The following is a 25113-nucleotide window of genomic DNA, read 5'->3' on the forward strand; positions in this document are numbered from 1 at the left end:
GAAGTTAATATTTATAATATTTTTGTATTTATTACCTTTAGGTTCAATATTAATAGATATTCAACAATTTCAACAAAAAATCATTAATATCAACATTTGGAAAATAATAGTTTTACTCTGATTGCCATTGGGAAACGATTATGTGGCATCAAAACTACCACAATGACTACAAGTCCATAATACGAAAAACTTGTTTGCAGCACAGAAGAATTAGAAATGATTGAATAGTTTTCTGGATTACACAACGGGAAACTTCATGCCTTTCAACTTAAGATGTTATTGACATATCTATCTTTATCACATTAAGCTAATTTTAAAATTATTATAATAGTTAAACAACCTAAGATATATTGGTACTCAACATTAAGTTATAATTATTATTACAAGATAGATTACGAGGTATCTATTGTGTTGAAAGGAAATAAATTGCCAGTACCTATAAAAATTATTTCGACTGGCATTGCTCTACCGCCAGATAAAATAGAGGCGGTAGATTTAGATAAAAAACTAAATAAACCAAATGGTTATTCACTTAAACGTTCAGGCATACTTTACCGTTATCATGCCGATACGCAATTACAACAAGCCGATTTAGCTGCAAGCGCCATTAGTGATGCTCTCACCCGTTGTAATATTGCTGGAGAATCTATTGATTTATTAATATCTGCATGTGCTCTTCCTGTTCAAGCGCTTCCTTACACTGCTGCGCATATTCTAAAAGCAAGCTCATTACCCAAAACGATTACTTGCTTTGATGTGAATGCTAGCTGTGTGAGCTTTATCAGTGCGTTACAAGTAGCAGCAGGTTTATTAAATACCGGTATTTATAAACGTATAGCGATTGTCTCTGCCGATTTAGCATCACGTGGTTTAGATTGGCAAGATGAGGAATCTTCTTTAATTTTTGGTGATGGTGCAGCTTGTGCAATTGTTGAACAAGGTGACGGAAAGAGTGGCATCCTTTCATGCTTATTAGAAACCCATACTAATGGTATTGATTTGTGTGAAATTCGCGGAGGCGGTTCTCGTCGAAATATAAAAACCGGTATCGAAGAGCATGATTTCTTGTTCCATATGCAAGGAAAACCGCTGTTTAAATTAGCATCATCGCTAATTGAGCCCTATTTAACCCGATTATTAAACCAAGCCGGTTTAACACTTGCTGATATAGCGACTGTCATCCCTCATCAAGCTAGCCATTTATCATTAGAACATATGCGTAAGCGACTTAATATTTCTAGCGAAGGTCTAATTGATATTTACCGTTTCCGAGGCAATCAAGTATCGGCTTCAATTCCTAGTGCATTGCATGAGGCCGTAATAACTCAACGCTTTAATCCAGGTAAACCTGTTATGTTAATCGGTACGGCAGCAGGTTTAACGTTAGGGGGAATGATTCTATTACCATGAGAATTTTAGTGACGGGTGCAACAAGTGGTTTAGGTCGCAATGCCGTAGAGTGGTTACTTACACAAGGTCATCAAGTTCATGCCACGGGTCGTAATCAAACTGTTGGAAAGCAACTTAGCGCGCTTGGTGCAAAATTTACTGCACTAGATTTAATTACCGCAACAGATGCGGATTACCAGCAAATGCTTGTTGATTGTGATACGGTTTGGCATTGTGCTGCATTGTCTTCCCCTTGGGGAAAATATGATTGGTTTTACCAAGCGAATGTCGTAGTCACATCACGTTTAGCACAGTTTGCCGGTAAACTTGGTATTAAGCGTTTTATCCATATATCAACACCATCGATATATTTTGATTTTCAATCACACCTTAATATCACGGAAGACTACCTAGCTAAAAAGTTTGCGAATCATTATGCAAACACCAAATATCAAGCAGAAAAATGTATACAAGAATGTGTCGCGCATTACCCTCATACAGTTTATTTAATATTAAGACCTAGAGGAATTTTTGGTCCACATGATCGCGTGATTATTCCTCGGATGCTAGCATTATTGAAACGTACTGGCGGTACATTATATCTGCCGAAAGGCGGACATTCTTTTCTTGATCTTACATTTGTGCTTAATGTTGTTTATGCCATATTTACGGCATCGAATAATCCTCATCTTCGCTCAGGTGATGTCTTTAATATTACTAACCAACAACCAAGCCAACTTATTGACTTACTTAATTTATTATTAAGAGAACATTTAGCGCTTGATTATAAAGTTCGATCACTACCGTATCAACTTCTATATGGGGTAGCGACCTTACAAGAAGGTATCGCATCATTAACACATAAAGAGCCTACTTTAACACGTTATAGCGTTGGGACGTTATATTATGATATGACCCTAAGTCAGGAGAAAGCCATAGCCTGTTTAGGTTATCAACCGCTGTATAGCTTAAGTGAAAGTGTTGAACTGACCGCAAATTGGTTAAAGCAACAAAGGTTAGTATAAGATGGCAAAAATTATACCCTTTAAAGCCGGATATTGTACCCATATTGCCTGCATGGCAATGCGGGGAGCAGGGTTTAATGTCTGTCAATTTCCTGCACGAGCTTGGCTGATTGAGGTAGATGGCTATCGTTGGCTTTGGGACACCGGCTATGCAGACTATTTTAAACAATATACCCAAAAAGGCATATTTAAGCTGTATCAAAAAACAACCCCAGTTTACCTTAATCAGGGAGAATCGCTTAAAGAACAATTTAATGTATTGGGAATCGATCTGGCTAGTATACAGCACGTTATTATCTCACATTTCCATGGTGATCATATTGCGGGATTAAGAGATTTTACGCATAGTCGATTTATTTGTTCTCAACTCGGCTGGCAAACAGTTAAACCATTACGTGGTTTTTTTGCGCTTAAACAAGGTTTTGTGCCCAGCCTGATTCCTACTGATTTTGAACAACGGGTAAGTTTTATTGAACAGTTTGAACGTTGTACGCTCGCACCGGAATTATCACCGTTTACATATGGCTATATTTTACCTAATAGCAAAAAACAGGTAATTCTAGTCCCCTTACCGGGACATGCTGCCGGTCATATTGGCGCATTCATTCTGACCGATAATGGTTGGACATTACTAGCAAGTGACGCAGCATGGGTGAAAGCAAATTATAAAGAACTAAAAAAACCATCACGACTAGCTAATTTAATTATGTCAGATTCTCAAGCTTATTATTCAACCCTTAATCAGCTTCATCAACTCTCTTATCATCCTGATGTTACCATTTATTTAAGCCATGAGGGGGAAGAATGAGGTTACTAAAAATACTGTGGTATTATTGGCGCACCAAACATCTAACATTTAAAAATCGCGCTACACTTCAAACCTATCAACTAAAACAATTACAAAAATTTAAACAACGCGTTTTAACTCGAAGCCCCTATTTCAGCCAATTTATCCAACAACCATTCGAAACCTGGCCATTAATGAATAAAAAAATAATGATGGAAAATTTCGATCAAATGAATACCGAACATCTTACCTGCCATTCCTTATTGGCATTGGCTCAACAAAGTGAACAACAACGTGACTTTAGTGCCAAAATGGGAAAATTTAGTGTCGGCTTATCATCAGGCACATCTGGGCAACGAGGTCTTTTTGTTGTGAGTCCGAAAGAACAACAAATGTGGGCGGGTGTCATATTAGCAAAAATGTTGCCACGCGGATTACTAACCAAGGAACGAGTAGCCTTATTTTTAAGAGCGGATAATCACCTTTACCATAGTACAAACAGCCATCGACTAACATTTCGCTTTTATGGTCTTTATGATAATTTTCAACAGCAACTTGAATCACTAAATGACTATCAACCAACGATTGTTGTAGCACCGGCACAAGTACTACGAGCCCTTGCCATAGAAAAACTTGCTAACAAATTAAAAGTGAATCCAATTTTAGTCATATCCGCAGCAGAAGTACTAGAAGAACAAGATAAAGCGTTAATCAAACAAGCCTTTCAGCAAGTAGGTGAAGTCTATCAAGCGACAGAAGGATTTCTGGCTGCCACTTGTCCATTGGGTACACTTCATTTGAATGAAGAATTTCTCTATATTGAACCACAATGGATAGATGAAGATCGCTTTATACCAATTATTACTGATTTTACTCGCGAAACGCAGCCTATCGTGCGTTATCAATTAGATGACATTTTGGTACGACGATCAACACCTTGCCCTTGTGGTCGGCAAGGAATGGCGATCACACATATTGAAGGTCGGTGTGATGATCAGTTACTTTTAACCGATCAACAAGCAAAGCCATTAACCATTTTTGCCGATTATTGTAGTCGAATAATAGCCAATCATTTACCGTTAACTTGTGACTATCGTTTAATTCAGCATACAAAACATCATTTTGAGTTAATCGGCTGCTGCTCACAAGTACATTTAAGTCAATGCCAACAAGCATTAACAGCTCATTTTATACAACAAGGGGCTAATGTTGATGAATTAGTATGGACATTGACGGCAGTCAATACGTTGCCGAAACAATTTGCCCAGAAAAGACGGCGGATCATTCGTGAACGAGGTAGCCAATGAAACCCTTCTTTAAGCGATTAACCTATTTAATCATTGGCTGGGGCATGGTGGGAGTCTGCTACCACAGTGCCGCTATACTACAGCGCGAACCATATTTACTGCCGGTTTCTTTCATTGACCAATGGATAGCATTCACTCCTCATGCTGTTTGGTTTTATCTTTCGTTTTTCCTGATCATACCTATCTGTTTTTGCGTCGCACCTTATAAGCATGTACGTTGGATGTCGATCTGTTTTATGGTCAGTAGTTTTTTAGCGGCATTGTGTTATCTTATTTTTCCAACCACAATGGTTTTCCCGATCGATCAGGGTACTTCGATCAGTTCTTGGTTGCTAAGCAAACTGATTGATATTGATGTACCCGTTAATTGTTTTCCCTCACTGCATATCGATCTAACATTACTGGCTATTTGGGGGACTTTAGATAAGCATCATCCCGTACGTAATACTGTATTAGTATTATGGGGAATCATGATTGCCTTATCCATTATTCAACTTCGACGACATCTCTTTATTGATTTTGTCGGAGGTGTAGTTCTAGCGCTCACTGTCGGGTGGAGTGTACGTTTTATATTTAGTCGTTTGATTAATCAACCTTTAGAATAGTGATAATAATAATTATGATGGAATTAATTTTACCTCTAATAATCATGTTAATCATGATCATGGCTGAAGCTTTTATTTTACAATTCATTAAAAAAGTAACAATTAACTGGTCTGATATTGTTTTTAATCTCAACTCCGGGCTTTTAATGCTCTGGTTATTCCGCGGACTTGAGTTAGTTTGTTATCATTTCATGTATACACATTTTAGTTTCAATTTATTTATGCATGTTCCTATTATCATAACGTGGCTATTTACCATACTCGCGTGGGATTTTGGCTTTTATTGGGAACATCGATTACACCACAAAATCCCCATGTTATGGGCAATTCATATGGTCCATCATCAAGGTGAACACTTTAATTTATCGTTAGCTATCCGTAACTCTTGGTATTCATCACTAACCTCAATCCCATTTTTTGCATTACTGGCTATCGCCGGCGTTCCAACCTCGATTTTTATTACGGTATCCATTTTCCATTACTCTATCCAATTCTTTAATCATAATGCAATCACCCCTAAATTAGGGATATTAGAACGGATTTTAGTAACACCAACGCATCATAAAGTTCATCATCTTAAAGACCAGTATTATGCTAACAGTAACTTTTCTGGTTCATTTATCATGTGGGATAAGCTCTTTGGTACCTTTGAAACCACTCCCAAAGACAAATCAATTAACTACGGTAGTCAAGGTCTGATCTCGCAAAACCCTTTTTGGGCGAGTATGTTACCTTTTATGCGCTTATTGAAAATTCCATTTACACCTACTCAAGGCTTTTATCGTTTGCCAACGATTTTATTGGTCAGTGGTTGTTTATTTCTATTCAGCCTAGCGATCTGTTATGTGTATGATTATGGCTACGGTTATCAAGATCCCAATGTCATCCAATACTCATTATTTAGTTGCTTAGTTTTAGCCAGTATCGCATTAGGGGGGATTGCAGAAGGAAAACACTGGGCAATCATCAGTTGGTTTATATTGTGCTGGTTTATCCCCCTATTTTTTATTATTTTCCTGCAATGGTCAGCGTTATATTGGTTACTATTTATGGGAATGATAGCTTTACATGGTTCTATTACACTCATTATATGGCTGAAAGGGAAATATCATGTCAACTAAGCCACTACCCAAACTACACTATTCTAATTATGCCGAGACAGCCTTTCATCAAAGACTGATGAGTGAAGCCGAGGCTTATTTAACCCAAAAAGGCGATCACCGTTATGCCAACAGCACGTTAATTTGCAAAAATTTATTACTGTTAGTGCTTTGTGGTTTGTGCTACTTGTTAAGTTTACAACAAGTAAACGTATGGCTATTTGCGCTTTATTATTTTGGTTTTGTTATGCTAGCAATGCTAGCTAATATTAATGCCCAACATGATGCTTGCCATAACGTGCTTTTTAGAACGCCATTAGCTAACCGCATTTTTGGGCGTTTAGTTACCTTGCCTTTAGGCGTTGATCCTCATTATTGGCGAGTCAGGCATGTCGATTATCATCACATCTATCCTAATATGGAAAAGTATGATCTAGATATGGAAGAAAATGGCGTCTTTCGCCAAACTCCTTTCCAAAAATGGTATCCTCACATGCGTTACCAAACTTATTACTGGCCGTTCATTGCGGGCTTATCATTGCCCTATATTGCTTGGGTATTTGATTGGTCTGATCAGTTAGGAAAAACATCACTAGCAGCAGATAACAAAACGTTAACGGGTATCAAAGGTTGGGGATTATTTTTAGCAAGCAAAATTTTGCATTTCACAATCGCTTTAATCGTACCCATGTATATCCTCGCGAGTGTGGGAATAAGTTGGTATTTGGTGCTATTAGTTTATCTACTAACGCAAATGCTCTCCTCTTTATTTGTTGTCTGTTTATTATTAGGCACACATTGGGTTGATCCGGCCTTCTATACAGTTCCTAAAAATAATCAAATCGAACATGGATGGTATCATCAACAATTTACTACATGTTGTGATTGGTATCCCTCCCCGAAAATATTGAACGAATTATTAGGTGGACTTAATTTACATTTGACTCATCACTTGTTTCCGGGTTGGAGTCACCGTCATTACTCGGCTTTAATGTTGATTGTTGAACGGTTAGCAAAAGAATATCAATTGCCTTATCGGCGATTAAGCTATCCTGAACTGCTCACTTCGCAACTGAAATTTATTAGTAAAATGGCTCAAAAACCGGAATTATGATTTTTCATATAAAAGAGAAGCAAAAAATGCGACAGTCTCAACCAATACTCCATTTTACCGCTGAACAAGATGCATTATTACGCAGTGCATTAAACACCGCTGCTAAAAATTATTTATGTTCTACCAATGAACATCGTTATGCAGATACGGGAATGTTTGTAAAATTAGGCATACTTTCCGCTTTGTGCTTACTCTTTTACTTTATGGCACTTTGCCAGCAATCGGCATGTGTATTCTTTGTATGTTATTTTGTATTTATTACACTTGCTTTATTATTAGCGATAAATGTTGTTCATGATGCATCACATAATGTCTTTTTTAAATCAAGTAAAGCCAATGTTTGGCTTAATCGCATTATAACCATACCTTTAGGCATTGATCCTGAATGCTGGCGTATTCGCCATGTTATCCAACACCACCCATTTACCAATATAGAATATTACGATCTTGATATTGAATATAATGGTGTACTTAGGCAAACACCTTTTCAAGTTCATCATTGGTTTATGCGTTATCAGCAATACTACTGGCCATTGGTGGCTGGAATGACCTTCCCTACTATTATTTGGTGTTTCGATTGGCAAGATCGATTGGGTCTAAAATTTGATAAAAACAAATTTACTCATAACGGTATCATTGGTTGGACAGCCTTTTTAATTATCAAATTCCTACACATAATTTTAGCTATCGTTCTACCTTACTTTATTTGTTCTCAATTTAGTATCTGGTTTATTTTACTCACTTACTGCTTAAGTCAGTTTTTTGCCTCTCTGATTTTTGTTATTCTCATCTTAGGAACTCACTGGGCAAAAGCAACCTTTTACCAAGCACCTGACAATGGCGTGATGTCACATGGACCAATCCAACATGTATTTAATACCACTCTAAATTGGCGCCTCAAATCGCCGACTATCGAATACTGGTTAGGCGGACTGAATTTACACTTAACTCACCATATCTTTCCTGGTTTTAGCCATCGCCATTACCAACATTTAACCAAAATAATTCAACAAATTACCGAACAATATCAAATTGATTATCGCGAAATTACCCTTTTAGAACTATTCAAACAACAACAACTTTTTTTAAAACAGATGGGGAAACGTGGTGATTGATGGGTTTAATTTATTTGATTACCAGGAAGGTAATTTAAATAACCTTCCCTGCATCCCTTCATCATGTAATACCAATACGATGTCATTGTTATTAAAAAAGATATCATTATCAAGTGGAATATCTGAATCAATCACAGTAATAATTTGTTGGATGCCAAAATCAGAATATTGCCTTATCACATTAAGAAGATTAACCTTTTTTCTATCATCTAAAGATTCAAATATTCCATCATGATAAACAAAACGAGGGAAATTATCTTTAAGATGAGCACGCAATATAGCTAAATCAAAAGCTACACATAATAACTTTTTATAAGTATGACCATCATCAGCACTTGTTGAGCGACCGGCTTCATCTAAAATATCAGCACTAAAGTCTAGGTGACCTTCTTGATTAATTTTGACATTAAGTAATGCTTTTCGAGAAATAACATCTTCAACAATACGACTAAAATACAGCCTTACTTCTGAAAACAAACTTGTCTCTTTTTTATTCTGCTCTTCTAAATCTCTTTCTATATCAATTTGAATGTTTTGATATTGTTCTCTTATTTGCCTAATTTCAGCCCTCAAGACTTGCAACTTATTAATAAATTCTCTTTGTCTTTCTAAAAAGCTAATATCAGCTTTCAAAGTAATTAACTCATTAGATATTTGTTTATATTTATCAAAAACATCTGTTTCACATAAAAATGATAAAGTTTGTATTCTTTCATTTTCTAATTGCGATAAGGTCTGATCAATGTTTTTTAACTTATTTTTTATGGATGATAGTTCTTCTATTAAATATTTATTTCGTTCTTCTGTAATAGCGCGGTTGAATGTAATAAGTTGATCAAAATCTTTTTTTAATTGTTGTGGAAAAAGTATACCCGCTTCTCTATATAAATTTTCAGCTTCATTAGGATCAAATAATATCTGTTGTTTTTTTAAAGATAATTCTATTTTTTTTCGATTGAACTCTAATGAATATCGTTTTTTATTCAATGTAGCTATTTCTAAATCTAATTCATCAATTATTTTTTTTGTTTTTGCTTGATCAACTGAGTGAAAATCAAACTTATCTAATAGTCGTTGTCGCTCATTAACATCCTGTTGTTTTAATAATAAAAGCCCATCAATCTGACTAATATCTTCAATTGAGCCTCCCAATTCTTGTTCTACTAATTTTTCTCTATTTTGTGCATCGTTAAGTTGAGATTCGAGTTCATAATGTTTTTCTATTAAATCAGAATTAAAACCAAGAATATGAGCAAGAATGGGTTTCCAGTGTTTATGTTTAGATGCAAATTTTTTTAATTGAAAAACATCACGATAATCATCCTGAGACCGTAATAAATAACCTAAAATATTGCGATAATGCCACGGTTTTAAACAATAAAAATTCAGTATACTATCTAAAATCTCTTTCGCTTTTTCGAATGGCAAATTTTCGTGATCCCAATGAGTTGATTGAGTAAAATCTTGATGTGAATCGTTATGTTTCTTTATATTAATACGAGTTGCATCTGTGACGCTTCGCCGAATAGTAATATAAGATCTATCTTCTAATTCCAATTCTAAAAAAAACACAAACTGGTTAAACAACTGTTCGTGTTTAAATAAAAAGAATTTTGCATTTTTTTTAGATAAAAAACAAAAATCAAGTAATTTACCTAATATCGACTTACCAAGATTATGAGTATCTTTTCTCTTATTTTCAGGTAAACGAATCTCGCCTTGAATGACATTCAAGCCTGATGAAAAAAAAATTGTTTCAAACAAATCGGGTTTATTTGAATATAATTTAGATAGTTTCATTTATCCCCACATATTCAATTGAATCAGTTTTGGCATGATACTCAACTAAGCCTAATAGAAAAAGAAGATTAAGAGCTGGTAAAAATAAAACGTGACCACCTTCAATAGATTTCTTCGCATATTCTAATAAATTATCATACTTTTCTAGTCTCTTTTTCTTAATATAAGAAAGCAACAAAAAAGACATATTAATGATAGTTTTATCTGGGTGCGTATGTTTATTTGGTCTCAACATCTTCATTCACACCTATATCACAACTCCAATACATAAAAAATAACATAGTATTAACTAATCGTTTGTGTTTAGTTTGCTTTAAGATTGGCTCTCTATCAACTAAAAGTTTTGATAAGTAAACTATTACCTCATCAAAAGTTTGATAATGTTTTCTTTTTGCAATAATATTTAAACAAAATTCTTCTGCAGCTAAATTATAACGCTCACGTAATTCACTATTTTCAGGTGCGGATAGAAAAGATTCAATTTCATCAACATCTTTTAGGTAACGCCGTATTAGTTCATTAGAATACGCCTCAGTCATATTATTCAGCTGATTTTTTCTAGCATAAGCAGTACGTTTAATATCTTTATCAGAAATTCCTTTTATGATAGAACTTGCTTGATTTGCAAAAGCTTGTATAACCTCAGCTAAATCATCAGGACTAACAATTAAAGGACTATCAATAGGATCCAGATCAGCAACTTTAACTATTTCTGGGTACCATTTCAGGTAAAGTTCAATTTGATTAACATCTATAATTTTTACTGAAGCAATATTAACATTAATATATTCTGAAATCGTTTTACATATTTCACTTTCTGCATTACCTGTTAAGCGACGGTTAGTAAATAAAGCATAATTATCTAGCTCATTATTATCTCTTAGCTTCTTAATACGAATAAGTTCGGCACCAATAACCGAGTTTGGATTAGTTTTATTTTCTTTATTATAAAAATCAGGTTCAGAGCAATTACGATTATAGCCATTTGTGTGCTTAGCTTGAATAATTGTTATTCCAACCCAAGGACAACTTTGGCTAGGAAACAAGTCAGCTGTACCAATAAATTTAGCATCTCGGCCTCCATCAGGACCTTTGGCAAATCCTTGAGCAGAATTACCTAAAATACGTTGGCAAATAATAACAACTAATCTTTCAAATTGTTCATCACTCATATCTTCATAACTATATACTGCCATGTATGTATTCCTTATGATGAAATCTTAGACATTATAGTTGTGTTTATATACATAACAACAGTAAGTTTACTATGTTAGGATCTACCTCACGAATTTACAAAATTAGTTTTCTTTAATTTTAGGAATTTTTTCATTAACTAATTTTTTCGATATTTTTTATTGAAATCACACTATCTTTTTTCTATCACCTGTAAAAATTATTCAGGAGTCTATACCGTTTTATTTCAGCTCCTAAAACAATTTAAAATTAAAGTTATTTTAATAATACATTTGAATAAACATCCGTTTTTTTTGATTAACTATTATTAATAATCTTATAACTAACTAATCTAAATCTATAAATAAACAATTTTCCCATCTTGTGATATAGGTGGTTAGCTATTGCAATAGCGTATTTATCCAGATAGTAATGAAGCAATTTTAGAATCAACAATTATTGATTTATTAAGACTCTTTCGAAGTATATTGGTACATTATAACCTTTGGGGGAAAGCATTTATTTTAGGGTAAGACAAAAAATTTTAGTTATTACCATCCTCACAAATTAATCTAAATTGTTTATAAATTTAAGATGTTGAGGATGGATAAATGAATGAATGAATGAATGAATTATAATATCTACATTTACACACAATATTGAAAATAAAAAAACATGAGCTATCTCATAGAATATTATGATTAACTTACTTTCATTGACACATCATAACAACAGCACCAACTAAAAATGTCTTTTCCTATAATTTCCCAATAAGGAAGTGTAATTTTATCGATATCTTCTTTTTTATAATTATTATTATTTTCAAAAAATTTTAACGTGTTAGATAATAGTTTACTACCCATTGGAGCAAAACTGAAACAGTTATCATCACATTCATGATCTACCTTATCTTTATGTTCAAAACATTTGTTATTTTGTTCAATAAGCTTATTTAATTCAGTAGAATAATAACCGCTATTTTTATTTATATTTCCATATCTTCTATCTAACTCTTTAGCTTGATTTCTCTTTAACCCATTTTTATGATCAAGAAATAGTCTTATATTACTATTCTTTTCAATCATTCTCTTCAAGCGCCTTATTGTCAAGATTTGATCTTTGCTTGAATTTCCAGTTTCAATAATTTCAGCTAATACATTAAATGGAATAATGGATTCTATTTCATGTGCATCTAAGATTCTAACCTGCCCAAATTTTTCAAAAAAGAACTCTTTAAAAGCATTAATGTTTCCGAAAAATGCTTTACATGTTTCTCCTCTTGAAGAATGTGGATGTTTTTTATCACTATCAACTATGCAATAGCAGAATTTATTTTCAGCTAGAGTATTGTTATATATGTTAGCTGTTTGGCTTCCGCCACCATGGCAGCAACTATGTTTCAGAGCAAACTTATTTAGAATAGAATTATTTTTAATATAAAAATTCCCAATATAAATATAAAACCTTGCATCATTTAGATCTTCTCCAAGAATACTTGTACTTTGAATCGATGAGGAATTTTTAAAAAAAGCAAAACCTGATTCAAGTACTGTCTTTTGATTTTCTTCTACAATTTCAAATTTATCCTCATTACTTAAATCAATACGTATATATGTGCTAACATGGTCACTTTTAATAAGTGCTTTTAATTCTCGAACAGTTTGTTTAGCATACGCCGCTATATTTCTTACTTTACGTGAAAAATATTCATTTTTAATTACTTTATCCAATAATGAAGAAGGTGCGATTACTATATGCTGTTTTTCTGCAAATGCTTTTAAAAGGTTTTCAAGTGCATCAAGAAGTGATTCATCTGACCAATTAGCTTGCTCTTCATTTATTAATTCAAAAATCATTACTACTCTCCCGAAAAAAAACCAATAGGCCAGTTTTCGAGGGTACCCTCTTCATCAAAATAGGCAGTTTGAATATCTGTTTCTGTGTTTTCTTTATTGAAAATAATTATTGATAGATCATCTTTTGAAATTTTTCCTTTTTCTACACACTCTCCTAAAGCATTGATAAAATGTTGACTATGTGTTTCAACTATAATTTTAATCTTTAATTTTTTTGGTGCTTTAGCAATTATATTAACAAATAATTTGGCTAGCTGGGTTTGATAAGCTGGGTGTAAATGCAATTCTGGTTGTTCAATAACAAAAAATAATTCATTATTACGTCTATGAGTTAATTTTTCAGTTTCCAGCCATAAACTCATAATTATTGGTAAAAGTTGGGAATAACCAAATCCCATATCACTAATATTGTATGTAATATTGTCTTCATCAATAATATTAATGGTATAATGTAGACCTGATTCTTCTACAGATATAGAAAAATTAAAATTTTTTTTAACCCATGCAGTAAATGCATTTTTTTCTTTTTGGGTTAAAGAGTTTAATATCATTGCTACATTTGACCCTGTATGATCCATCTCATTAATTTGTAGATCTTGAAATCTATAAAACCTTTCGGCTATTGCTCTTATAGGTGCTATATATCTAATCTTTGAAAAAGTTTCATTTAAATTGTAATTAATTTCTGTCAGGATAGAGTTAATCTTAGAAAATAATAAACTTGGAAAAATATCTTCATATATTTGATCGTAATTATTGTTCAGATTCTCTATAAATGTTTTATTGTTTAAAAAACTTTTTTTTAAAGAATCCAAGAAAGAGTCTTTTTCTAGCATATCAAGTTTTAAATTACGGACAAAATTGTGTATTAATTCCATTTCCGGATTAGGTGAAAAATACTTTATAAGTTTTTTTTCTACTTTTTCATTAAACGAGATTAATTCAATAATTCCCCCAAAAGCATACTTTTGTATAAGTAAAGTATGATTATTACCTATTGTAGAGATTGAATAATTGACGTAGGGAAGTATAAAACTTCTATATAATTTTTCTAACTTAAGATCAGGAAAAGTTTTTTCAAACATTTTATTTCCATTCTCATAAAAGGAGTAATCAATCCCTTTTTCATCATTATTTGTTATAGATACTTTAATATTATTAAAAGATATATTGATACTTTTATATTTGGTCTTTTTTTGGTCTGATCCAACGATTAACTCTATATTGATTTGAGTCTCTTTCTCATCTCCAATAATAGATTTATAAACAAGAGATGACGATGGTGGGATAATAAATTTAAAGAAAAATTTTATATTTTTATCTTTAGCTTGTTTATATAAGGCTTTATTAAAATCACCAAAATCAACATATCGTCCAAACCATAAAATAGGACCTGTTGTATTAGCTTCTATTGATTGTCTAAAAAGTGGAAATAATCTTAGAAATGAGCTTTTACCGCTGCTATTTTTCCCAACAAAAACGGTTATTGGTTTTAATTCAATATTCGTTTTCTTTTTAAAACTTCGAAAGTTTTCCACTCCTAAAGAAACTAACATAGTAAACTCCCCATACTTAATTATAATTATTCTATTCCCTAAATGCTTTGCAGTATTTTTTATAAAAAATAAGTAAACCGAAGCGTTATTTAAATTTTGGTTCAATTCACTTATAAAGATAATTTCAGCAAAGCTAAATTATGTTTTATGAGATAATTCGTCAGTCGATAAGGTTAATTTTGTTGTCAAACAATAATTTATACATATATATTAACCGATGCTACCTGAATAGTTTTTATCTTGTTTGAACAGTCCAATATCAATCTTAACGTCTTATAAATTATTTAAAAAAATATAGCATATTTTATTTATACTTTGTATTGGTTAATCCAAACCGATAGCATCACTGACAATTTTTTTATTTGTGTTTGTCTTTTTTTATTACCAATACAGGTACTAGCTATTTAGCTTTTTGTTTGATTTAGTATGATTTTTATCTTTAAAATTAAATCCTCTATTTTTTACTTTTTAAATTCCATTCTTTATAAAAAACCATTCATGAATCTACACCATTTCATGGCAATTTTTGTAACCTTCGCCGTGTTATTGGATTGTTTCTAGATAAGTTAATTAATACTTATAGACTTTAAAGATAAAAGCTGTATCTATAGAGCTAAATAGATATAGATATAGATATAGATATAGATATAGATATTGATATTGATATTGATATTGATATTGATATTGATATGTCATTGTAACTTTACTTAATGCCTTTAGGTTTATAATTCCTGCCATAAAAAATACATTCCTCACTTATCATTATTAAATGAGGAATGACTAAAATGGGAATGAAATATAAAGTTAAACTACTATTAAGTATGTTACTCATGAGTGGCTTATCTCTGGCGGAACCGTTGCCTTTTTCAGAGACAGGGAAATATTGTGAGACTCCGGCTCGCTGTCTTAATCCGATCACAACCCAGATTATGGTGACCTCACCAAATTATTTAGCAACACAAGCAGGTCTGGATGTGTTACAGCAAGTTGGTAATGCGGGTGATGCCGACAATCATCGATTAATGGGCGCAACCGCTCCTCGTGGTGATGGCTTAGCCGCGGGTTATTGATGATTGATGAAAATAAGAGAGCAAATCAGCAATAATAGGACTAACATAATAAAGATAATGACATCAGCCATTATCTTTATTTACTCTCTATAGCGATGCCAATTTTTGGAGAAACTGACATCTTTTTTACATCATACTTTAAACGTTATCCAAGGTTTAAGTTTGACTGCGGTTTGGATCAAACCGGCATTTTCTTGCGCTTGAATGACGGGCGTAATCGGTTTATATGCAGTAGGCACTTCCTCAAATAGTCGTTCTTGTTTCAAAGTAACGCATTGCCATGGCAATAAAGCGTTATCAGAAGCCAACTTCTTACTGCGCATCGTTTGCCTTTTTTCTGCTCGTCCTGCGCCATGTGAGCAAGACCATAACCAATCAGGATGACCTTTTCCTATTGCAACATAAGAATAATCACCCATAGAGCCGGGTATTAACGCGATTTCACCTAAGTGTGCGGGCGTTGCGCCTTTACGATGAATATTCATACCATTTTCAGGAAAAATAACATTGTGTGATATATCGACCAATAATTGACTCGAATCCTGCTTAAAGAGTGTGTTAAACGTTTTACGCACCAGCTCTGTGATCACAATGCGGTTTATCCAAGCATAACGCGCAGCAACACCCATCGCTTGCAAATACTCTTGAGCATGATTGTCTGTCAAAGCAAATAAACCTGATTTAGGATATTTTTGATCAACAGGCCATAATGTTTTGGCTTTATCTTGCCAACGTTTGCCAATAGAAAAACCGACATCACGTGATCCGGTATGAATCATAACCACAATAGCATCTTTCTTTAAACCTAATTGATAAGCAACATGGCGATCAATAATTTCATCAACAATTTGTAATTCAACAAAATGGTTACCGGAACCTACTGTGCCTAAACTTGACGGACGAATAATCGCTCGTTTTTCAAAAAAGGCTTCGGGAGCATACTGGCTATCGGCTGAAAGAAGATCATTGCCAGAAATTTTACTAATCTCATGCGTTAGTCGATCAAAATTGACACTATTCCATAAACCTTGTTGCGGTAAAGCTCCCAACCAAGCGGTAAGACCTTCATCAAAGAGCGCCTGAAAAGATGTGGGTGTAACCGGTACATCGCGCTCATCATGCAATAACACCTGTTTTAATTGCTCAATGAGTTTTGATTTTTGTTCATTCACCTCATTAAGGCTTAAACCTGTAGTAAACAGGCGCATACCACAATTAATATCCGTACCTATCGCTGCTGGAATAATTAAATTAGAAGTAGTGGCAACAATACTTCCAATGGGTGCAATCGCACCAGGATGAAAGTCCGGCGTAGCCCTTGCCGCACAAACCTTGCCATCACTATTGGGCATTGTTACCGATGCAAAATCAAGTAACTGCTCAACCGCTTTTTCTTCTAAAGGTAATAGATTGGGTAACAGTACTTGTGCTGTAATATCTTGTTTATTAAATGTGTAAATATCATTATTAAAATGAGTTTCAATCCCACTTCGGGATAAACGTTTTTGTAAACGGGTAAATGTAGACATAATAGCCACCTAGAAAACAATAAAATACCGTCCTCTCAATTTGAGAGGATAATTACTGTTTCCTGCAGCAGCACTATTCAGGAAAGTGGGCGTATTCTAGACCAAAGTTTATTAAGATGTAAACGGATAAATCATTTTTTATTAGATCATCCGTTCTTACTGTGTATGATTTCCCAACTCAACCCAAATTTAGCTAAATATTTTTTTAAGCGATCGGCATCGTTGCTGCGTTGTTTTTTGGTTCGGGATATGGCAAATAATTGTCGCCCTGCTTCGGATAAGCTATTACTTTTTTGGCAGATTTCGAGCACTTTTTCCAATTGATAACGGTCAAATTCATCAATTTCTACAGGTATTAAGTCATCATAACTATTTTGGGTAGAAGTCCAATTTTGATTTAGCCGTTTAATTTCCTGTTCGACCTGTTCAATGGTAATGTTAGCTTGCGGTGCTAAGGTTGCCATGCGAATAATTGAGCTGTTTAATTCACGAAAGTTACCTTGCCATAAGGCTTGTGGTGAGGTGGCAAAATTCAGATAAGCATTGCGGGATTGTTGATTAAAGCGTGGCATAATGCCGTATTCTTTGGCATAACGGGCTAGCTCAAAATCAATATTGGGTTCGATATCCTCTTTTCTATCCACTAAGCCCGGCAGTTGATAACTCCACAAATTGATTCGAGCAAACAGATCTTCACGAAACTCACCTTGCGCTATAGCCTGTTTGAGATCTTTATTAGTACCGGCAATTAATTGAAAATTGCTTTGAATCGGTTTGTCACTACCATAAGGATAAAATTGTTTTTCTTCAATGGCTTTTAATAACATCGCTTGCTCATCAAGCCCCAGTTCACCAATTTCATCTAAAAATAGTAAGCCACCATCGGCATTTTTAAGTAATCCAGTGCGCGCAAGATTGGCTCCGGTAAAGGCGCCTTTAACATGACCAAACAAGGTTGACATTGCACTATCACCGCGTAGCGTGGCGCAATTAATTTCAACAAATTGTCCTTTGATCTGATGATTGGTTTGTTTGAGTAAATAAATCTGTTTTGCTAGAAATGATTTACCGGCGCCCGTTGGTCCACATAATAAAATAGGCGCATGGGAACGACTCGCGACTTGTTCGATTTCGGCAATAAGCTGATTAAATTGTGGGTTACGGGTTGCGATGCCCGATTTTAATAGCTCGGTCGCTTGGTGAGCATATTGCTGGAAACGGGTCAGGATTTTATCGTAACGATTTAAATTTAAATCAATAATACTCATTATTCCGCAAGGGGTAAGCGCAATCAGATCGTCTTCCTCAATTTCATTATTTTCGATCAATGTCGCTTTTTTCGGAGGAGACATTTGTAATAATTTAGCAGGAAAATAGCGTGATTCCGCCAGTAAAAACCAACAAATCTGCGCAACATGGGTACCTGTTGTAATATGCAAATAATACGCTTCTTGTTCTGAATTAAATGTGTAGTTTTTCGAAATATCAAAAAGGAAGGTATAAACTTGTTCAAAATCCCATGGATCATCAATATTTACCTCAATGGGGTTTACTTCAGTATGAGGCGATAGAATTTTAATATCCTTAACCGTTTCACAAAGTAGATTATAATCGTTTGGAAAATAGAGCAGTTCTAATTGAGTAACAGGCATATTCGGTTGATGACATAAATCAATGGTCGGTCGCCAATGCTTCCAGCGCCGTTTTCCTTTTCCACGTTGATCCAATACATTCCCTAAAAACCCAAATACGACATTCTTCTTCATAGCTTTATATATTTTTATAAATTGATATATAAAATTATAAAAAATGTGTATTAAAAATACTATGATAATTTTTATCTTCATTTAAAAAAATTATTTATTTTGTTTAAAAACAAATAATTAAAAAATAATTGTTATGGTTTTTCATTTATTGGCACGCTTTTCGCAATATTAATCATACCTAAGCAAACATATTCAGATATGTTGAGATGGTTTAAATTAGATAATTAACTCACTTTGTGGTGATAAAAGATAGCAGCATTAAGGCGCTCATAGCGCAATGTAGCAATAGAATTTTGGTCATAAACGAACGGATAAACGGTTACATGGTTTAGCGCGATCTAACCAATATAAAGATATTAACACTGGCGCAATGCATTTTGCCCAGATTTAAAAGGAAGATAAAAATGATTCAATATGAAGTAATAAAAAATGAAAATTCAAGACCTGTAAAAATGTGGACTAAAGGCGTGCCAGTAGAGCAAGGTGCCAAAGAACAATTACTAAAAACAGCACAATTGCCATTTATTTTCAAACATATTGCTGTTATGCCTGATGTCCATGTGGGTAAAGGATCAACAATCGGGAGTGTTATTCCTACTCTGGGTGCCGTTATTCCGGCAGCCGTTGGGGTGGATATTGGTTGTGGAATGATGGCCGTGCAAACATCACTTACTGCTAATGATTTACCTGATGATCTAGCCCCTTTACGTTTAGCGATTGAAAAAAACGTGCCACATGGTTTAACACCTAAAAAGGAAGGTCAAGATCAGGGAAGTTGGCAACATGCACCAGCAATTGTTGATCAATATTGGCAACAACTTTTACCAGGATTTGAGAAGTTAACCGAAAAATATCCGTGTTTTTTAAAAACAAATAATTACAACCATTTAGGGACACTTGGAACCGGTAATCACTTTATCGAAGTGTGTTTAGATGAAAATCAACAAGTATGGATTATGTTACATAGTGGTTCACGTGGGGTTGGTAATGCTATCGGTGAATTCTTTATTAAATTAGCCAAAAAAGATATGGAAACTTACTTTATCGATAAATATTTACCAGATAATGATTTAGCTTACTTTGTTGAAGGGACTGAACATTTTGATGATTATCTTATGGCGGTAAATTGGGCGCAAGAGTTTGCTCGTTTAAATCGTGAAATTATGATGCATAACACTATTATGGCTATTAGAAATATATTAAATATTGAATTTACCAGTCATATACAAGCGGTAAATTGTCATCATAACTATGTGCAAAAAGAGCATCATTTTGGGCAAAATGTGTTTGTGACGCGTAAAGGGGCGGTTTCGGCACGCAAAGGAGAACTTGGTATTATTCCTGGTTCAATGGGAGCAAAAAGCTACATTGTTCGCGGACTAGGGAATGAAGAAAGTTTCTGCTCTTGTTCTCATGGTGCGGGACGAGTGATGAGCCGATCTGCAGCCAAAAAAATGTTCACCATTGAAGACCAAATAAAAGCCACTGCGCACGTCGAATGTCGTAAAGATGCCAATGTGATCGACGAAATTCCAATGGCTTATAAAGATATTGATGCGGTAATGACAGCTCAAAGTGAATTGGTTGAAATTATGCATCAATTACGGCAAGTGGTGTGTGTGAAAGGGTAAATGATATCGAGGATAGACTCCTCGATAGTCATAATAACAATAGTTGGGTAATAATTGATTGTTTCAATGGTTACCTTTCTATTATAAAGTGCATGAATCCAACTAGTTATAAATCAACACAATTTCTTTAAAATTTGTTGATTTTTAATGTATAAATTTAAATTGCTAATAATTAAATTTAATTTTTAATTAACTTCTGTCCATAACCAATAATTTTATCTTCTTTTATTTTATATTTTAATTGCCACTTTTGATTCAGTTTTTTCATCATTTTTTTATTTAAAGTTGTATTATCAAAATATTGGTCTTTGCCTATAAATAAATTTGAGAAAAGACTTTCGTTTGTTGGATCTTGTTCTAAGATTTTAAATGCTTGATAGGTTTCTTCAATATTTAACTGATTTATTTGGTTACATAACAAAGTATATTTATTGTCTCGGGAAAACTGTTCAATTTTTAGTAATTCGATTAATAAATCATAAGAAATTTCTCTATATTCTAAAATTTCTTCCTGATATTCAATGCACAGATGCTTTATTGTTTCTTTTATTTCATCAGTTGTAGAATCATAAAATTGGCTATTTGTTATATAATGTAGATCAATAAGATTAAAGTTATTTTTTAAAATATAGTTTTGTAATTCTGTTGGATAATTTTTATTATTAATCAAAATTGGCTTACTTGTTAATGGTAATAATGAAAGCTTTTCATCCAAACTTAGATCTTCCGATAATAGGCTGATGATCTCGTCAGGATCGACTAATGAAGGATTGTTTTTTAGTTTGTTAATATAGTCGTTAAAATTATGGATAATCAATTCTTGAATATTTTTTGGATAATTTTCTCTTATAAAATTTAAATCTTGTTCTTCTCCTAGACCAATAGCTTTAAGCTGAATCAGCATTGATACGTTCTCTTCAGATACCTTCTCTTCATTAACGCCTATATCATTAAAGTTTGAACAACATTTACCATTAAACCATGCAATTAACATTTTATATCTATCAGGATTTAAGTCAGGATTTAGGATTATTTGTTTAAAGAATAAATCAGTGCCATCTTCATCTGATATTAAGTTTCCTAAATTAGCCTGTTGTGGCGATATATCTTTGTCACTATTGTTAATAAAATGGGCTAGTTGATCATTGATTTTTATTCCCTTATCTTCATCTTCATCTTCCAATGCATAATTAAAGAAATAGTGGACAATATTCTCGGCTGAATATTCTATTTTTTTATTTTCAAGTAGCTTATTCCAAACAGCTTTATCGGTTACTTGTTCCAATAATTTTATAGTTAATGAAATTTTATCTATATAAGCTATTTTAACAGATAAAGATATCTCATCATGATTCAGAATAAATAATACAATATCTTCATTATCATCGATTGTTTGGATATCTGATTCAGCAATAGATAAGACTAGTGGTTCAGGATTTCTTTTAAAATATACTTTAACTGGTGCATCATCACTTAATGTTAATAGGGTTTGTATAATTTGAGAATCAATATTTGTTTGATTATATCTATTTTGTAATAGATGTTTTACATTAACATAGTTTAATTTATAGCGATTGTTTGCTTCAACTAATGCTAATAATTCGGGGGTTGAATGCTCAATTTGTTTGAATTGAATATTCAGTATTGTAAAAGCATCAGTTATTTTGCTTAAATGATTCTCCGTTTCATCAAGTAGTTGAAAAATCCTATTCCATTCTTCATCAATACATAAAAAATCATTTTGCTTTTCAATAAACTCTTTTAGCGCAACCTCTTCATTCATGTTTTCTAATTCATTTGGTTGATTATGTATAAATGAAAGATATAGATAAAGCCGTTGGTCAAGCTTATCAATAGATGCCCATATATTCCATAATTGAATATTTATTTGTTTTACAAATAAACATAAATATTCAGGTTGATATTTTGTATTGTTATTTATCAATAAAGTATAAAATCTTGAAAAATATTGTTTAATAAAATTAATTTCACGATGTGATGTTAATAAATTGATAAATTGAGATAAATAACTTGTTTTACCTGTTGCTAAAAGATGATCAAGTAAGGAGAAATTTAACACAGCCGGCTCGTTAAACTTACTTGAATTATTGGGATTCAACCTTTTTAGTACTATCTCCGGTTTTTTTAATTCAAGCTGCCAGTCATTTAGTATTCGCTCGTTAATATTACGCAAAAATAGCATATCATTTTGTGGTAACCCTTGTTCATCATATAAGCTCGTATAATCATTATAATTCTCATCAATATAACCTTGAATAATGAGTGTGCGTAAAAGCGGAAAATAACATGAAGACGATAATTTTTCATATTCAGATTTATATTGTTCATGCTCTGTCTGGTCGTTAATATGAGCTTTAAATATATTATCTATAGTTATATTATTAGCTTGCTTAAGCTTAATTATTTCAGAAATTTTCTTAGGTGATTTCAATTGTAATTTTTGTTTTTTTAATTCTCTAATTTCTTGTTCAAGTGTTGATTTTTTGTTTTGTAGAATAATGTTAAGTTTTTTTCTCCTATTTTTATATTCGCTATCTCGCTCAAGAGCATCAAAATATTGCTTGCAATTAATTTCTCTATAATAATAGCTATTTCGACGCCCATTATTAATTTTATAGTCATTTTCTTTCAAACTAGAAATCAATTCTACCCTATTTAAAGTTAAAGCAGAAATTTTTGTCCCATCATCAAATTGATAGTCATAGGAATAAATTTCGGATGGAAACAGGATATATAAAGCCTCTAACTCATCAATACTTTCTAAATGGTCCGTTTCTAAATTTTTAATTTTCTCTTTTTTTAACTGAATTTTCTCATCAAGTTCTTTAATTTTAGTTTCAGTTTCATTATCAGTGTTTTTTTCCTGCTTTAATGATTCAATAATTCGATGGACAACGCCTTGCCCTAAACCTAAGCGCGTTAAAGAATAATCTTCTGGAAAAATATTTTTATAAACAATAATGGCTAATAGGTTTTCTTTTTTAAACCAACTGGCTTGGTGGGGTAATTTTTTCTTATAAATGATATATTCATTACAAATATTCTTAATGAGTCTAATATCATCTAGATATAAGGATAAAGTGTCTAAAAAAGTTATTGAAAAATCACTATAAATATTTTCATTTTTAAATAGTTCTTCCATTTTTCCTAATGAATTGGAGTTATCCATAACCGGCACAATAGGTAAAATGTAATCAAAAAACTTAGTGCGCTCCTTCGATTCAAAAATTTCATCTTTAATTAGATAGATAAATTTGATTGTTTTTCCTTTGGTTGGTTTTCTTTTGCGATTTTTTTGTCTTTGATTATAGATATAATTTAATTCTCTTAATTTATTAAGTATCAAATTATCATCATAGCGGTCGATATCTTCAAAAACGATAAAATCTAACTTTGATTTACGTAAGATATAAATAATTTCATCCAAATATTTATCAAAATAAGAAACATCACATTCTGATGAGATATCAATCTCATTCTGAAAAATTTTTAGTTTTCTAATAAGATTTTTTCTATGTTGCAGATCGATAATTTTATAAAAAACAAAAGTTATCAGAGTAAATATCGAACCGATAAGTATCAAAGTTAATTGAGTCGGCTCTTCTAACCATTTATTTAGTAATGTTTTATCAATATAAACAAAACAACAGAAAAACAAAGAAATAATGCTCGCCCAAAATATATTAATCCAGCTTTTTGACTCAGCTTTAACTTTAAAATCTGTCGAGGGAATTTGCTTTGGCTCGATTTGATGAATAATTTGGTTGATAATTTTTCTTTCTAACATTAATTCATCATTAAATGTTAATTCATCATCTGGGTTTTGGTTTTTTATTTTTGACTTTAGATTAGGTGAAAAATATGAAAGAGAAATATGAATACCCTTAAGTTTTTTCTTTTCAAGGCGTTTTTCTTCGTAAGTTTTAAATACACTGCTTTTTCCTGAAGCATAAGGTCCACTAATAGCAATGTTAAGCAAATCATCTTCTTTGAATACAAAATCGAGCGCTTCGTTATAACCACGCATTTCATCATCAGAAAGCGTTATAGGGGTAAGTTTTTGAAAGGTTAAACTACGTTGATCTCGGTTAGTTGGTTGTCTGGCTCCAATTTGATTATCTTCCATTATGTATTCCTTATTATTATTTTTTTAACTAATTATTGCATTTATAAAACGTATTTTTATTTTTATTCAACCAGATATTCATCGTTTTAATTTTAATATTTTGTAAAATATCTTGATATGCAATATAGCATATTTTAATTATA

General features: G+C 32.7%; 18 protein-coding genes. 10 read left to right on the plus strand and 8 right to left on the minus strand.

Annotated features, from left to right (window positions below):
• The first annotated feature begins 408 nt into the window (after positions 1-408).
• The 8 genes from FPB0191_RS10875 to FPB0191_RS10910 are packed head-to-tail and all read left to right on the plus strand — an operon-like array spanning position 409 to position 8442.
• Positions 409-1410: a 3-oxoacyl-[acyl-carrier-protein] synthase III C-terminal domain-containing protein gene (locus FPB0191_RS10875; RefSeq protein ID WP_039106081.1), complete on the plus strand. Its 1002-nt coding sequence runs from the start codon at positions 409-411 to the stop codon at positions 1408-1410.
• Positions 1407-2414 (plus strand): NAD-dependent epimerase/dehydratase family protein, encoded by a 1008-nt coding sequence (locus FPB0191_RS10880; RefSeq protein WP_039106083.1) that lies wholly within the window; start codon positions 1407-1409, stop codon positions 2412-2414. The genes FPB0191_RS10875 and FPB0191_RS10880 overlap by 4 nt, the downstream gene beginning before the upstream one ends.
• Before the next feature lies 1 nt (position 2415).
• Positions 2416-3222 (plus strand): MBL fold metallo-hydrolase, encoded by an 807-nt coding sequence (locus tag FPB0191_RS10885; RefSeq protein WP_039106085.1) that lies wholly within the window; start codon positions 2416-2418, stop codon positions 3220-3222.
• On the plus strand, positions 3219-4508 hold the full coding sequence (locus tag FPB0191_RS10890; protein WP_039106087.1) for a F390 synthetase-related protein: 1290 nt from the start codon (positions 3219-3221) through the stop codon (positions 4506-4508). Before FPB0191_RS10885 ends, FPB0191_RS10890 begins: the two co-directional genes overlap by 4 nt.
• Positions 4505-5113, plus strand: a complete 609-nt coding sequence (locus FPB0191_RS10895) for a phosphatase PAP2 family protein (RefSeq protein ID WP_039106089.1) — start codon at positions 4505-4507, stop codon at positions 5111-5113. The genes FPB0191_RS10890 and FPB0191_RS10895 overlap by 4 nt, the downstream gene beginning before the upstream one ends.
• 14 nt (positions 5114-5127) lie before the next feature.
• Positions 5128-6234 carry a sterol desaturase family protein gene (locus tag FPB0191_RS10900; protein WP_052236956.1) on the plus strand — a complete coding sequence of 369 codons (1107 nt, stop codon included), beginning with the start codon at positions 5128-5130 and terminating at the stop codon, positions 6232-6234.
• Positions 6224-7327 (plus strand): fatty acid desaturase family protein, encoded by a 1104-nt coding sequence (locus FPB0191_RS10905; RefSeq protein ID WP_039106093.1) that lies wholly within the window; start codon positions 6224-6226, stop codon positions 7325-7327. The genes FPB0191_RS10900 and FPB0191_RS10905 overlap by 11 nt, the downstream gene beginning before the upstream one ends.
• 26 nt (positions 7328-7353) lie before the next feature.
• Complete coding sequence (locus FPB0191_RS10910) at positions 7354-8442, plus strand: fatty acid desaturase family protein (protein ID WP_039106095.1); 1089 nt, start codon at positions 7354-7356, stop codon at positions 8440-8442.
• An 18-nt stretch (positions 8443-8460) separates the two neighbouring features.
• On the opposite strand, the gene FPB0191_RS10915 is transcribed toward FPB0191_RS10910, so the two are convergent.
• The 5 genes from FPB0191_RS10915 to FPB0191_RS10935 all read right to left on the minus strand — a co-directional run bounded on the left by FPB0191_RS10915 (position 8461) and on the right by FPB0191_RS10935 (position 14827).
• Entirely contained in the window at positions 8461-10242 is a 1782-nt protein-coding gene (locus FPB0191_RS10915; protein WP_039106097.1) for a DUF2326 domain-containing protein, read from the minus strand.
• Positions 10229-10477 carry an ABC-three component system middle component 8 gene (locus FPB0191_RS10920; RefSeq protein ID WP_039106100.1) on the minus strand — a complete coding sequence of 83 codons (249 nt, stop codon included), beginning with the start codon at positions 10475-10477 and terminating at the stop codon, positions 10229-10231. Before FPB0191_RS10920 ends, FPB0191_RS10915 begins: the two co-directional genes overlap by 14 nt.
• Positions 10461-11438 (minus strand): ABC-three component system protein, encoded by a 978-nt coding sequence (locus FPB0191_RS10925; RefSeq protein ID WP_039106101.1) that lies wholly within the window; start codon positions 11436-11438, stop codon positions 10461-10463. Before FPB0191_RS10925 ends, FPB0191_RS10920 begins: the two co-directional genes overlap by 17 nt.
• 678 nt (positions 11439-12116) lie before the next feature.
• A complete protein-coding gene (locus FPB0191_RS10930; RefSeq protein ID WP_039106103.1) occupies positions 12117-13271 on the minus strand; it encodes a hypothetical protein in 1155 nt (384 codons plus the stop codon).
• Positions 13272-13273: 2 nt separating this feature from the next.
• On the minus strand, positions 13274-14827 hold the full coding sequence (locus FPB0191_RS10935) for an AAA family ATPase (RefSeq protein WP_039106106.1): 1554 nt from the start codon (positions 14825-14827) through the stop codon (positions 13274-13276).
• A gap of 785 nt (positions 14828-15612) precedes the next feature.
• On the opposite strand from FPB0191_RS10935, the gene FPB0191_RS10940 reads away from it, so the two are divergent.
• The gene (locus FPB0191_RS10940; protein ID WP_039106107.1) at positions 15613-15897 is read left to right on the plus strand and encodes a hypothetical protein; all 285 of its coding nucleotides are present in this window, start codon (positions 15613-15615) and stop codon (positions 15895-15897) included.
• A gap of 131 nt (positions 15898-16028) precedes the next feature.
• Here the strand turns inward: FPB0191_RS10940 and FPB0191_RS10945 are convergent, their stop codons facing one another.
• On the minus strand, positions 16029-17426 hold the full coding sequence (locus FPB0191_RS10945) for an RtcB family protein (protein ID WP_039106110.1): 1398 nt from the start codon (positions 17424-17426) through the stop codon (positions 16029-16031).
• Positions 17427-17572: 146 nt separating this feature from the next.
• Positions 17573-19192: an RNA repair transcriptional activator RtcR gene (gene rtcR / locus FPB0191_RS10950; RefSeq protein WP_039106113.1), complete on the minus strand. Its 1620-nt coding sequence runs from the start codon at positions 19190-19192 to the stop codon at positions 17573-17575.
• A 404-nt stretch (positions 19193-19596) separates the two neighbouring features.
• On the opposite strand from rtcR, the gene FPB0191_RS10955 reads away from it, so the two are divergent.
• Positions 19597-20823 (plus strand): RtcB family protein, encoded by a 1227-nt coding sequence (locus FPB0191_RS10955; protein ID WP_039106114.1) that lies wholly within the window; start codon positions 19597-19599, stop codon positions 20821-20823.
• Positions 20824-21001: 178 nt separating this feature from the next.
• Here FPB0191_RS10955 and FPB0191_RS10960 read toward each other — a convergent pair whose 3' ends face one another.
• Entirely contained in the window at positions 21002-24970 is a 3969-nt protein-coding gene (locus FPB0191_RS10960) for a coiled-coil domain-containing protein (protein ID WP_039106116.1), read from the minus strand.
• Positions 24971-25113 lie beyond the last annotated feature (143 nt).

This window comes from Frischella perrara, assembly GCF_000807275.1.
Classification (GTDB): Bacteria; Pseudomonadota; Gammaproteobacteria; order Enterobacterales; family Orbaceae; genus Frischella; species Frischella perrara.